We start from the raw sequence: 12,872 nt of genomic DNA on the forward strand, positions 1-12,872 counted from the left end.
TTTTCATGATGCGGTTCTCGTCGATTCCCCGCTTCCTTCTTCCTTTTCTTTTTGCAAGTTCATCCGATCAATAAACTTTAAGAACGGAAACCAGATCACTAATACGATGGCAAAATTCACAAGCTGCAAAAATCCTCCGGCGAGCGAATTTGTCGCCATAATGCCGTTAATAAAGATCGGCACTGTCCAAGGAACAGCAACCCCTGTCGGCGGCGGCACCAGACCTGTGGACATAGCTACATAGGTTACTAACGTAACAGCCATCGGAGCGATAATCCAAGGGAATAAAATTAACGGATTCATTACAATCGGCAGCCCGAAAATCACTGGCTCGTTCACGTTGAAAATTCCCGGGCCGATCGCGAGCTTGCCGACTTGTTTCATTTGTTTGCTTTTCATAAAAAACATCATGGCCATCACAACAGCAAGAGTCATTCCGGTTCCGCCCATGCCGACCGTATAAATTTCCATAAACTGCTTGCTGATGATGTGCGGCACTTTTCCCGTGTCCATATATGAATTTAAGTTTTCAAGAGAGAGAGTATTCCAAATCGGGTCCATCACCGAGTTAATAATAATCTGGCCATGCAGCCCGAAAAACCATAAAATTTGCGTGACAAAAATCGCTATTAATGTCGGAATGATGCCGCTTCCTAAGCCGACGAGCGGGGCTTGAATCGCCTGGTAAATGACATCGTGCATGTTCGTCCTAAACACTTGAGTCACAACGATGTTAATAATAAGAAATACAGATAATGTAAAAAAGGCCGGAATTAATGCCGAGAACGACCGTGAAACAGCAGGCGGCACGCCGGCAGGCATTTTAATCGTAATATCCTTTTGCACGATGAATCGATAAATCTCTCCGGCCACAAACGCGACAATCATGCCTAAAAACATGCCTTTCGCGCCGAGACGGTCGAGCGGAATGACATTTTGCACCGCTTCTTTTCCTTCCGGCTGCAACACAAACGGCGTCAACATTAAAAATGATGCTAAAGCAATGGCTCCGCCGAAGATGGCCTCGACATCATAGTTTTTCGATAAATAATAACCGATGCCGAACACAACAAACACAGACATAATTCCCATTGTTGCTTGTGGAGCGACACCGAGCGCCGAACGAAACGCATTGAGCGCTCCCTCGCTCATTACTTTGTCGAGGAACGGCAGGTTGGCAAGAACAACGGCCACCGAACCGAAAATGGTTAGCGGAAACGCCAACATAAACGCATCGCGCAACACTTTTAAATAACGGTTATTATTGAGTTTGCCGGCGATTGGCACTAAAACGCGGCTCAACGTATCAAACCATGATTGCCCCATCGTCTCTCCCCCTCAACGTTTAAAAATTTCTCGTTTTAAACAACTCGAGCAATTCTTTCACGAGCTCTTTCATTGATAATGTGGACATGAGATGATCTTCCGCGTGCATCATCAGCAACGAAAATGCAGGCTGCTTGCCGTTCGCTTCCTCTTGCACGAGCTGAAAATGAATCTGATGCGCCACGCTTAAATCTTGTTCCGCTTCCTTAAGCAAACGTTCCGCCTCCTCGATCTGTCTTTCCCGATATTTACGAACCGATTCAATAATTTTGCTTCGCGCATTTCCGCTATGAAGAATAAGCTGAAAACTGATTTGCTCTTCTGTTAAACCTTCGAGTGATTGCTGTTCCATCATGAACGTTCCTCCATTAGTTTCAATGCTTGTTCATACACCTTTTGCCCATCGGCAAGCCCATATGCGACCATATCAATGACTTCGACAGGAATTCCGTATTTTTGCGCCTCCTTTTGCAGCTCGCTCTTTAAAAAGCTCATTTGCGGGCCGATTAAAACTACATCCGCTTTTTCCATCTCTTTTTTCGCCTGATCCTGCCCGACCGCCCAGATTTCTGCTTCTTCGTCCATTTGCTTGGCGTAAGCTTGCATCTTCGTCACTAGCAAACTAGTAGACATTCCCGAACTGCAAGCAAGTAAAATTTTTTTCATAATGATCCGGCTCCTTTCCTAAGTTTTTAAGCGCTTTCAATAATAATTATATATTTTTTGACCTAAATGTCTATACATTTAAGTCAAAAAATATCGACAAATCAGAAAAAGATGACGAAAAAAATGAGCTGCTGTTAGCGCAATCGTTGCTTTATCGTCACTTGCCTTGCTATTACTTTTTCTCAGTTGGGTATGCTGGTGCAGAGACAATGAGCTGTAGCGTTCCTTTTACTACAAATGGCTCAAGTGAATGAGGGATAATGAAATGATCTCCTTTGTTTAAAGCATACGAAGCCGTTTTCGTACCAATCTCGCCCGTTCCGGACAGCACGCTCGCCAACAAAAAATAATCAACTGGCTCCACCGTCCATTGCTTTTGAATGTCCCATTTTTGCACGGTAAAATAGTCATTTTCAATAAATGTGGCGATGTTCGCCCCATCTGTTTCTATTATTTTCGGCTCGCAAGTAGCGTCAGCATGGGGAACGGCGGTGACGTCAATGGCCTTTTCTAAGTGGAGTTCGCGCTTTCTTCCGTGTCCATCGACGCGGTCATAATCATATATTCGATACGTAGTATCAGAGTTTTGCTGGGTTTCTAGCACAAGCGTTCCTTCGCAAAGGGCATGGACCGTACCGCTTGGCACGTAGAAAAAGTCGCCGGGCTTAATGGGAATTTTGCGAAGCAGTTCTCCCCATTTTCCTTCCCGCATCATCTGCTGCAATTCTTCTTTCGTCCGGGCGCGGTGGCCATATACGAGTTCGGCTCCATCCTTGCAATCAATGATGTACCAGCATTCTGTCTTCCCGAATTCCCCGTTTTCATGCTCTTTGGCATATGCGTCATGCGGATGCACTTGCACTGACAAATCGGCGTTGGCATCTAAAATTTTTGTCAACAACGGGAATCGGTCAGAGGGGAAGCCGCCAAATAGCTCTCGGTGCTGCTGCCATAATTCGCCGAGCGTTTTGCCTTGGAATCGCCCATTTTTCACAACGGTCTGTCCGTGCGGATGCGCAGAAATCGCCCAACATTCCCCCGTCTGGTCGGAGGGGATTGGGTAACCAAAATGCTCCGCCAACCTCTTTCCTCCCCAAATTCGTTCGTGGAATACCGGCTCAAGAAAAAGCGGTTCTTTCTCCATCATTTCTCCTCCTATTCTGTTATTTATTGGTTTAAATGATTTGTGCAAACCATTGTACAACATCGTCTACTTTTCTTGCATCTAGTAAACGTTCACGAAAATCGTCATCCATTAATTTTCTGGATAAGAGTTGAAGAATTCGTAAATGTTCATTCCCTGCTTGTTCTGTAGGAACAGCAATCATAAAAATAAGTTTCGCTTTTTCCCCATCAAGACTGTCCCAATCCACACCACTTCTTTTTAATCCGAAAGCGATGCTTGTTCTCTTGACTGCCTCACTCTTTCCGTGCGGAATGGCAATGCCAAAGCCGATCCCGGTGCTTCCTTCCATTTCTCGCTCATATAAAGCTTTTTTATACATCTCTCTATCCTTTAAAGCCCCTGTCCGATTGAGCATATCAATCATTTCTTCCATCACTTCATCTTTTGTCGAACCCTGCAAATTCAAATTAATTAGTTCTTTCGTCACTAGTTCTGTCATATTCATCAATATTCGACTCCTTTTCTATAAACATTGATAGAAATCGCCAACAGTTGGTGATACGTTCAGTTTCTTCAGCGTATCTTCATCTTCTGACAAATTAGCAAGCTCATGAAATAATTTCTTAATCTGTTCGTTTTCTTGAAGTCGCTGGGCGATCATCAATACAAGGTTTACCTTTTCTCCGCCCCAATCAATGGGTGTACGCAACCTTGCGACAGCAATAACCGTCTCCTTGATTAATTGCATTTCGCCGTGGGGAATCGCCATTCCGCCGCCAATGTAAGTGGATGACACGCGCTCCCGGTTTTTAGCGCTTTGTTCATAGCCTTGTTCCACATAGCCGCGGTCATAAAGATTTTTTGCTAAATAGCTAATAACCTCAAATCGATCTGTTAGTGCTAAATCCAGAAAAATAAGATCCCGATCCATAAATTGTTTGATCGTCTCATATGGCTGGCCCGTTTTTTTCGGCCGTATTTGCATATGAAATAAAAAATCTTTAATGGCTTGCAGTTCATGCTGACGCATTAGCGGACTCACTGTAATGACGGGAACGGCCGTTTTAGTTATTGGTACGGTACTAATTAAAACATCTGGCTTTTGGGCCTCAATAACGCTGTTTAACTTGGAAACGGGGGCGACACCGACCACGTCCACATCTGGAAATACGGTCGAAATCTTTGCTTCGATTAACCTCGACGAGCCTGAACCGGTCGGACAAACAATCACGACTCGCTTCCGCCTATGTCGCTCATTTTGCAGCCGTTCTAACGCTGCTTGAATATGCAATACAATATAAGCTACTTCGTCCTCTGGAATAACGACACACGCTCTTCTTTCCATCTCGCCCACGAGAGAAAATACTAACTCAAATGTATAGCGGTACATCTGCTTAATCTCTTTAAGCATCGGATTTACGATTAAAAAGCCGTTGCGCAAGCGATTTAATGTTGCATGAAGGTGAAGCGTCAGCCCTAACAACAACTCTTTGTCCCTTCGTAGGCGCTCATCGGTCCTGTTACATATACTTTCAATTAGAACACTTGCGAGATTTAACGCTTCCTGATCGACTTTATTTAAAAATTGCTCCGTTGCTTCCTTCGTTTGAATTTGATCATAGCGAACTCTTGCTCCTAACAAATGCAGCGTTATATATCCGATTTCTGCTTCCGGAATTTTCACCGCAAGCCATGTTGCGACCCGCCCTGCTAATTGTTCCGCTAGACGATATTCTTTTTTTGTTTGCAGTTCGTTCAATTCGTTACGATCCATTTGAATGCTGTAACCTTTTTTAATGCGCTTGACCGCAATCGCGATGTGTATCGTTAAACTAACAACTGCCTGGTCCGTTAACGGAAAATCGAGATGTTTTTCCATTTGACGGATTTCTTTTTCGATCAAGGCGACCTCATAAGGCTGCAAGACATCAGCGATCATATTTAATTGCTGTTCGTTTAAAATATAGTCTAAGCGGTTCACTAGCAGCTCAACTAACCGAGATAATGCCATGCGCCACTCTTTCTCTTTTCCTTGAATTTTTAATCCTAAATTCGGTTTGCGAATCAGTTTCAAGCCAAAATGGTTTAACCACTCCTCAATTTCTTCAAGATCATGATGAATCGTTGACTTACTAATATAAAACTGATCAGCTAGCTGCCGCATGGTGATCGGCCGATCGGCAGTCAATAACCACTTCAGCAAGTGCAACTGGCGATGATTGCTTGATAATCCTTCTTCGCTATCGTTTAACAGTTCACGAAAAAGCTGCTTTTTGCTTGCGTCATCCCCTTTTAAAAGCACCCCGATGCTCGGCTTTCTCTCGATGACTAAAGAAGGGTATGACCGCAGCCAATCATCTAACACCTTTAAGTCATTGCGCACCGTTTTTTCCGAACATTGCAAATCGTTGGCTAGTGAAGTGACAGATACATAATCATTTGTATTTAATAATCGTTTCAAAATTCTTTTATGCCTTGCCAGCATTCCTGTCACCACCATTGTGCAAATTGTGAAATAAGGGGGAGAAGCTGACACTTCCCCCTTTTTCTTAATTGTCGGCGTCTACCGGCTTCTTCAATATATTTACTAGTAAAGCAGTCACAATCATTCCGATGATAATCGAAACAAAAAACATCAAAACGTGATCGACGGCTTGGAATACAGCGACAATCGGACCCCCATGCGGCACATGATCGGCCACCCTGCTCAGCATGGCAATAACCGCACCGACCATCGAGCCGACCATAATGCTTGGAATCACCCGCAGCGGATCGCGTGCTGCAAATGGAATCGCGCCTTCGGTAATCCCGACTAATCCCATCGCAAGAGCCGCTTTCCCCGCTTCCCGTTCCTCGTTTGTAAATTTCTTTTTGCCTAACAGCGTCGCCAGACCGAGGCCGAGAGGAGGGATGCAGATGGCAACGGCAATCGGACCCATAATATCAGCATGCCCTTGTGCAATCATCGCAGAGCCGAATAAAAACGCGACTTTATTTACAGGCCCTCCCATATCAAAGGAAATCATCGCTCCTAAAATCATCGCTAATACAACTTTGCTGGCCCCTTGCATACTGTTGAGCCAGGAAGTGAGTCCTTCCATGATTCCGGCGATCGGCTGTCCGAGTATAAAAATAAAGATCGCAGCTACTAAAAGAGAGGAGCACAACGGAATGATTAAGATTGGCATAATCGGCTGAATCACTTGCGGCACGCGGATGCTTTTGATGGCTTTCACAATATAACCTGCTAAAAAGCCAGCAATGATTCCGCCAATAAACCCCGCACCCGCTTGGCTGCCGTAAAAGCTTCCATTCGCGGCAATATATCCGCCAACCATTCCGGGTGCAAGACCAGGCCGGTCGGCAATGCTTACCGCAATATATCCCGCTAAAATCGGAACCATAAACGTAAAACTTGCGGCCCCAACGTTGAAAATATGGTTCCAAATCGACTCTTTAGGGATCACTAATCCTTTAGCCGTCGGCTCCCCGCCAATCGCCAATGAAAGCGCAATTAACAGCCCGCCGATGACCACGAACGGAATCATGTAAGATACGCCGTTCATTAAATTGCGATAAACAGGATTTTGTTTTTGGCTACGCTCTTTCTTGACTTCCTCAACACTTTTTAGTTTCATAGCGGCCGTCTGTTCCATGTATACAGGGACTTCATTTTTTTCAAACTGCGCAATTAGCTCTTCAGGGCGCCGAATCCCATCGGTGACGGATACTTCTAAAAGGCGCTTCCCATGAAAGCGGCTTTTGTCCACTTGCTTATCCGCGGCAATAATCACACCGTCCGCATTCTTGATATCCTCCGTTGTGAGTTCGTTTTCCACTCCGATGGAGCCTTGCGTTTCCACTTTTATTGTATGCCCCATTTTCTCCGCCGTTTTTGCTAGCTTCTCTGCCGCCATATACGTATGAGCGATCCCATTCGGGCATGAGGTAATCGCAACAAGCTTCATCGCATCTCTCCCCCTTTATACACGTTGTAAACCTTTTCATCGGCTTCTGATTGTATCTTAACGTACGATTGTCCTTAAAATAGTACAAATCAATACCACAACTTGCGGTAAAAAATACATCAATGCCCGCCGTTTGCGGGATTAGCGTCAGCTGAAAATAAACTTTTTCCACACAGCTTTCTTTTCCTCCTGCCCAATTCGTGTTTATTTATAAAATGCAAGAGACCTCTGATCTCCCAATACCAATACCCGTTCACCTATCAAACCAGCAAAACCTTTCCATCTTTTATGTGGATGATTCACCTAGCTTCTTCATTTACAATTTCAAGCAGACGTTGCACCATTGACCTCGGAAAAGTGCCAACTTCTTTTTATTGCACAAAACCACCATTGAAATTTTTGCCAAAAATAAAACGCCCGGTCCAATCGACCGGACGTTTGCGTTTCTAGGATAACTGAAATCGTTTCATCCAAAAATGCACTGATAATAATCTCCACAAATGATATTTTCCAAACGGCTTGGCTGGATCGTTCAGCCAGTTTTTGAGCTGCTCCTTCTCAATCCATATATAAATCGGCGAGTCGTCTGATAATAATATCGATTTAATTTCTTTAAATTTTTCTCTATACCAGATGTCTTCCGGTGTAACAAACCCTTTCTTATCGATTCTTAAACGAACTTGGTCGTTCATAATTCCTTTCATCGCTTGTCTTAAAAATGGCTTCGTGTAGCCATCGTATACTTTATAGCCTCCCGGAATCGAAAGAAGCAATTCGACCAATCGGTAATCGAGATACGGGGTTCTTGCCTCAATGGAGAATGCCATCGAATTTCGATCTTCGTATCTCAATAAAGATTGCAGCGAGGTGAATATTTCTTGATATAAATATTGCTGGAAGTCTTTTGGTATCTCCCTTTTATTTATATTTTGATATTCTTGCTTTAAAAGCTCTTTAACATCGCTATCTCTTCGGATTTTCAACCCGGAAGCATGGTAGATAATTTTTAACAGCACTTTCCCGATCGATTCTGTGGCAGAAATCAATCCGGTTTGTTTTAATCTTTTCAACTCATCAATCGCTGTCTTTACATTGCCGGATTTGATTAAATTGGCTATATATACTGAGATATAAGGATGGTATCCGGCCATCGTTTCGTCCGCGCCTTGCCCATCTAGAAGCACGGTTACGTTGTTTTCTCTCGCAAGCCTCATGACGTTCCACTGCGCGTATATGGAGGTGGATTTGAACGGCTCATCTTGATGCCAAATTAAGTCTTCTATTTCATCGAATAGATGGTTCATGTCTGGGTATACACGATGACTATCTGCTTCTACTTGCTGGACGATCTTTTCAGCAAATTCCCATTCATCATACTTTTTGTTTAAAAAGCAGGACGTAAACGTTTTTACTTTATGCTGCGCTCCATCCTGCTTAAGAAGCTCATTCATCACAAGCACTAAAGACGAAGAATCCATTCCGCCACTGAGACATGAGCCGACCGGCACATCGCTTCGAAGACGCAGCCGCACCGAGTCGAATAGCAACTCTTTGAATCGGCTTTGATATTCCGCTAAGTGACCATCTCGCTTCATAGAGCGGTTCAACGGCGGATCATAATACTTCCAAATTTTTAAGCTCGATACGCCCTTGTCTAAGTTCATGCTCATCGCTTCACTCGGAAGAAGCTGGTTAACGCCTTCGAAAAACGTTTCCCTTTCGATATTGACTTCCCCAAATAAAAGGAATTTGGCCACTTGCTCGCGACGCGCTCTTCTACTGACAAAATCGTCGACAAGCAGCTGCTTGATTTCCGAGCCGAAAGCAATCGCTTCTCCTTTGACCGCATAATAAAAAGGTTTTACGCCAAACCGATCCCTAGCGGCAAATAGCCTTCTTTCCAACGTATCAACAATAATAAACGCCCACATTCCATTAAATTTATTTAAGCAGCCTTCACCCCATTCATCGTACGCTGCCATGATAACTTCAGTATCTGTCGTGGACATAAAGCGATGACCGCGTTGTTCCAACTCTTTTCTGATCTCGATATAGTTATAAACTTCCCCGTTAAATACGATCCAATATCTACCGTTTTTATAACTCATCGGTTGCGCCCCATTATCCGAAAGATCGACGATGGCCAACCGCCTGTGTCCTAGCCAAAGCTGCCCATTTAAAAACGATTGATGTCCTTCTCCATCGGGCCCTCTATGTTCAATAATGTCCGTCATTTTTTTTATGGTCGCAAACGGAATAGGATTTTTAGAAAATATAGCTGCTATGCCGCACATAACAACCTCCTGCACCCTTCATTAAAGTGTATTTAACTCTGCTATTAGCATATAGAGGGACAAGCGTTGTTGCATTAAAACTGTATAAAAAATTTAAGAGTGATTTCAAATCTTTGTATAATAATATTAACCTTTGTAAAGCCATGATGATTTATACATGTTCCCCCAAAAGCACATACGAATTAACAAGTATTTTCTAGAAGCCTTGAGAAACCATTTTATTTTCAAAAAGCAGCAGTGCCAATGTACATACAAAACATGTTAGCAGATCGAGAGGAGAAATGATGATGACTTCCCCATACGTTCACAAGCTTATACAACAGTTGCGCGCCCATCATAACCAAACCAACGCCGAATCAATGAAAAAATATATGCGTGATCAGTTTGAGTTTATCGGAATTAAGACACCAAAAAGAAGAGAGTTGCTGAAGGAGTTTATCACCGAGCATGGCTTGCCGCCGTTTGCCGAGCTGCCAGAAGTCGTTCGCGAACTTTGGGAGCTGCCGGAGCGCGAATTTCAATATATTGCGCTTACTTTTCTCGAAAAAGCAAGAAAAAAGCTGACAACAGATGATATTCCGTTCATCGAAGAACTAATCGTCAACAAATCATGGTGGGACACAGTCGATTTGCTTGCCGCCAACATCGTTGGCACCATTTTGCAAAACTATCAAGATTGCATTCCGGTTTATGCGGAAAAGTGGATACAATCGGATCATATATGGCTGCAACGGACGGCGCTTTTGTTTCAGCTGAAGTATAAGCACGAAACGGACGAGGAATTGCTGTATCATTTGATTCGCCAATGCCGACATTCGAAAGAATTTTTTATTCAAAAAGCAATTGGCTGGGCGCTGAGGGAATATTCAAAGACAAGCCCGGCAAGCGTCGAGCGATTTGTCGAAAGCGAGCATTTAGCACCATTAAGCAGACGCGAGGCGTTAAAAGTCATTCAACGGCAGGTGCAACGAGGATGACAGAAAGGGATGCAGCCATAAAAAAGAGCCTATCACTTACGGTGATAGACTTTTTTTATCTATTATGTCCGGAATGGTGATTTGAATGCTCCCACCATTGCATCGCTTCATCTGAGACAGGTTGCAAGCTAGGATGCGGTCTGCCTAGTAAATAGCCTTGGCCAAATGGGATGCCAAGCTGGTGAACGATACGTAGCTCTTCCAATGTTTCAATACCTTCTGCGATCATGTTGCAACCGATTTTTTGCGCAAATCCGGCAAGTGTCTCCAGTAAAATCGCCTTAATACGATCGCGGTCAATTTCTTTAATAATGGAACGATCTACCTTAATATAATCCGGGCGCAATTCGGCAATCGCTTGCAGCGAAGAATATCCTGCCCCGGCATCATCAATGGCGACCTGGTATCCTTGCTTACGGTAATGATCCAATGCCTTAGTGAAAGAGACATAATCCCCGATCGATTGACGTTCTGTAATTTCAAACACAATATTTTGCGGCTTCAATCCCCTTTCTTCAAGAAACGCCAATGTCTGCCCAGGCGTAAATTGCGGGTCGTGAACGACATTCGCATTGAGATTTATAAATAATTTCCAGTCTGGATTACTTGGCAAAAATCCCGCAATTGCTTGCTGTCGCGCAATTTTTTCAAGCGTATACACTAAGCGTTCTTTTTCGGCAAATTCCCACAAGCGGTCCGGCGTCGCAAAGTAACTCGTCCGCGGTCCTCGCGCTAATGCTTCGTATCCGTAAATAGAGCCATCGGAAAGCGAAACAATTGGCTGGTAATCCATCGTAATTTTACGCGCAGCCAAAATGTCACGAAACTCCGTCTGCAATTTTCTATACTGAAAATTTATTTGACCCTTCGCCTGACCCACCGCTTCCTTAACAGCGTTATATACTAAATGATCCATCGTTTTTCCGTCGCTAGAATCAAACAACGCGGTTCCTAAATGAAAATCAATCGGCTCATTCCACTCCGCCAGTTGATTTAACTGTCCGCGAAAAGCTATATAGATCTCTTGGGCCAAGCAAAGCAAGTCTGCCTTTCCCGCCCCTTTTTCCATGCGAACCAACAACAATGCATCATCGCCAAATACGCGCGTGGCGAACAAGCCGAACGCCCTTGACCGTTCCGCTTCCATAATCAAATTTTTCCACGATTCAATAAGTTTTTGACATGCCTTCTCACCGCACTGCCGCGCAATCTCTCCACAACCTTTAATATCTAAATACACTAATCCTACTGGATATTCATTGACGTATTGGACCACTTTATCTGCCAAATTTTCGCGGCTCAGGCTATCAGTAAGGAGCATAACAGACACAAGCTGTTCGACCATGCCAGAAACTCCTTTCAAAAAACAAAGCTACCGTATGCTGAACAGTATAGCATTTTCATATGATGAAATCGTAAAAGATTTGTAAATGTTTATTAATTTTTCAAGACGGCGACCTCGCATCTATACAATTAACAACCACCTCCCACGGCTGCCGTTAAAAAGAAAGGAGAAAACATTACTTTTTAATGTTTTCTCCTTCTGATGCTTAATTTCCTTTTACCAACTCTAACGGCACTGGAATAAATGATTCGACTTTTTCGCCTTTGGATACCTTTAGAGCGGTTTTCACGGCATTTTCCCCGATCAGCTCCGGTTTTTGTGCAACCGTTGCTGCCATTTTCCCTTCTTTCACCGCTTTGACCGCATCTTCTGTCGCATCAAATCCTACAACAATCACATCTTTCATTCCGTGTGCTTCAAGCGCTTGCAACGCTCCTAGCGCCATTTCATCGTTATGGGCAAACACCGCTTTAATATCTTTATGGCTTTGCAAAATGTTTTCCATGACAGATAATCCTTTGGCACGGTCAAAATCTGCCGCTTGTTTCGCTATCACTTTTATATTAGTAGCTTTGTCAATCACTTGGTGAAAGCCTTCCCCTCGTTCCCGGGCTGCGGATGAACCTGGAATTCCTTCTAATTCCACTACATTGCCGCCATCTTTTAATCTTTCAACTAAAAACTCTCCTGCCATTTTTCCGCCGGCCACATTATCCGAAGCAATATGTGAAACTACTTTTCCACCTTCGGCACTGCGGTCCACTGTAATAACAGGAATGTTTGCCTTATTCGCTGATTCAATGGCTGATGAAACGGCACTCGAATCTGTCGGATTAAGTAAAATGACATCGACACCTTGTTGAATTAAATCTTCAATATCATTAATCTGTTTTGCCGAGTCATTTTGCGCATCGACCACTGTCAAGGACACATTCGCCTCTTTCGCTGCTTTTTCAGCTCCCTCTTTCAATGAAACGAAGAACGGATTGTTTAATGTCGAAATGGACAAGCCGATTTTCATGCCATCCCCTTTTTTGCTCCCTGCATTTTTGCCGCTCGTTGTGCTGCTTTCTAAAGAACAACCTACTAATACTCCCGTTATCAATAATAGTAAAGACAGCATGCTTAATAGTTTCTTCATAATTCCCCCACTCCTTTGTTTCCTTAATG

11 protein-coding genes are annotated in these 12,872 nt (G+C 43.7%); 1 reads left to right on the plus strand and 10 read right to left on the minus strand.

What is annotated here, in order from left to right:
• Positions 1-3: 3 nt before the first annotated feature.
• The 8 genes from celB to asnB form a co-directional block, all read right to left on the minus strand.
• The gene (gene celB, locus N667_RS0101810; protein ID WP_027407971.1) at positions 4-1,326 is read right to left on the minus strand and encodes a PTS cellobiose transporter subunit IIC; all 1,323 of its coding nucleotides are present in this window, start codon (positions 1,324-1,326) and stop codon (positions 4-6) included.
• 19 nt (positions 1,327-1,345) lie between these two features.
• The gene (locus N667_RS0101815; protein ID WP_027407972.1) at positions 1,346-1,678 is read right to left on the minus strand and encodes a PTS lactose/cellobiose transporter subunit IIA; all 333 of its coding nucleotides are present in this window, start codon (positions 1,676-1,678) and stop codon (positions 1,346-1,348) included.
• Entirely contained in the window at positions 1,678-1,992 is a 315-nt protein-coding gene (locus tag N667_RS0101820; RefSeq protein ID WP_027407973.1) for a PTS sugar transporter subunit IIB, read from the minus strand. The genes N667_RS0101815 and N667_RS0101820 overlap by 1 nt, the downstream gene beginning before the upstream one ends.
• Positions 1,993-2,164: 172 nt before the next feature.
• The gene (gene manA, locus N667_RS0101825; protein ID WP_027407974.1) at positions 2,165-3,136 is read right to left on the minus strand and encodes a mannose-6-phosphate isomerase, class I; all 972 of its coding nucleotides are present in this window, start codon (positions 3,134-3,136) and stop codon (positions 2,165-2,167) included.
• Positions 3,137-3,167: 31 nt separating this feature from the next.
• A complete protein-coding gene (locus tag N667_RS0101830) occupies positions 3,168-3,623 on the minus strand; it encodes a fructose PTS transporter subunit IIA (RefSeq protein ID WP_027407975.1) in 456 nt (151 codons plus the stop codon).
• 18 nt (positions 3,624-3,641) lie between these two features.
• Positions 3,642-5,603, minus strand: a complete 1,962-nt coding sequence (locus N667_RS0101835) for a BglG family transcription antiterminator (protein ID WP_035097829.1) — start codon at positions 5,601-5,603, stop codon at positions 3,642-3,644.
• Between the two features lie 64 nt (positions 5,604-5,667).
• Complete coding sequence (locus tag N667_RS0101840; protein ID WP_027407977.1) at positions 5,668-7,086, minus strand: PTS fructose transporter subunit IIC; 1,419 nt, start codon at positions 7,084-7,086, stop codon at positions 5,668-5,670.
• Positions 7,087-7,532: 446 nt separating this feature from the next.
• Positions 7,533-9,380 carry an asparagine synthase (glutamine-hydrolyzing) gene (asnB, locus tag N667_RS0101845; protein WP_027407978.1) on the minus strand — a complete coding sequence of 616 codons (1,848 nt, stop codon included), beginning with the start codon at positions 9,378-9,380 and terminating at the stop codon, positions 7,533-7,535.
• Between the two features lie 287 nt (positions 9,381-9,667).
• Here asnB and N667_RS0101850 point away from each other — a divergent pair, with 287 nt between their 5' ends.
• Positions 9,668-10,357: a DNA alkylation repair protein gene (locus tag N667_RS0101850; protein WP_035097766.1), complete on the plus strand. Its 690-nt coding sequence runs from the start codon at positions 9,668-9,670 to the stop codon at positions 10,355-10,357.
• Positions 10,358-10,412: 55 nt separating this feature from the next.
• Here the strand turns inward: N667_RS0101850 and N667_RS0101855 are convergent, their stop codons facing one another.
• Both N667_RS0101855 and rbsB read right to left on the minus strand, forming a co-directional pair.
• Entirely contained in the window at positions 10,413-11,702 is a 1,290-nt protein-coding gene (locus tag N667_RS0101855; protein ID WP_027407980.1) for an EAL domain-containing protein, read from the minus strand.
• Between the two features lie 205 nt (positions 11,703-11,907).
• Positions 11,908-12,843 carry a ribose ABC transporter substrate-binding protein RbsB gene (gene rbsB, locus N667_RS0101860; RefSeq protein WP_027407981.1) on the minus strand — a complete coding sequence of 312 codons (936 nt, stop codon included), beginning with the start codon at positions 12,841-12,843 and terminating at the stop codon, positions 11,908-11,910.
• Positions 12,844-12,872 lie beyond the last annotated feature (29 nt).

It is taken from the genome of Anoxybacillus tepidamans PS2, from assembly GCF_000620165.1.
In the GTDB taxonomy this organism is placed as follows: domain Bacteria; phylum Bacillota; class Bacilli; order Bacillales; family Anoxybacillaceae; genus Anoxybacteroides; species Anoxybacteroides tepidamans_A.

Bases quoted from the DNA above. Each gene is read 5' to 3' on its own strand.
- celB (WP_027407971.1), bottom strand. From the start codon at position 1,326: ATGGGGCAATCATGGTTTGATACGTTGAGCCGCGTTTTAGTGCCAATC.
- N667_RS0101815 (WP_027407972.1), bottom strand. From the start codon at position 1,678: ATGGAACAGCAATCACTCGAAGGTTTAACAGAAGAGCAAATCAGTTTT.
- N667_RS0101820 (WP_027407973.1), bottom strand. From the start codon at position 1,992: ATGAAAAAAATTTTACTTGCTTGCAGTTCGGGAATGTCTACTAGTTTG.
- manA (WP_027407974.1), bottom strand. From the start codon at position 3,136: ATGGAGAAAGAACCGCTTTTTCTTGAGCCGGTATTCCACGAACGAATT.
- N667_RS0101830 (WP_027407975.1), bottom strand. From the start codon at position 3,623: ATGAATATGACAGAACTAGTGACGAAAGAACTAATTAATTTGAATTTG.
- N667_RS0101835 (WP_035097829.1), bottom strand. From the start codon at position 5,603: ATGCTGGCAAGGCATAAAAGAATTTTGAAACGATTATTAAATACAAAT.
- N667_RS0101840 (WP_027407977.1), bottom strand. From the start codon at position 7,086: ATGAAGCTTGTTGCGATTACCTCATGCCCGAATGGGATCGCTCATACG.
- asnB (WP_027407978.1), bottom strand. From the start codon at position 9,380: ATGTGCGGCATAGCAGCTATATTTTCTAAAAATCCTATTCCGTTTGCG.
- N667_RS0101850 (WP_035097766.1), top strand. From the start codon at position 9,668: ATGACTTCCCCATACGTTCACAAGCTTATACAACAGTTGCGCGCCCAT.
- N667_RS0101855 (WP_027407980.1), bottom strand. From the start codon at position 11,702: ATGGTCGAACAGCTTGTGTCTGTTATGCTCCTTACTGATAGCCTGAGC.
- rbsB (WP_027407981.1), bottom strand. From the start codon at position 12,843: ATGAAGAAACTATTAAGCATGCTGTCTTTACTATTATTGATAACGGGA.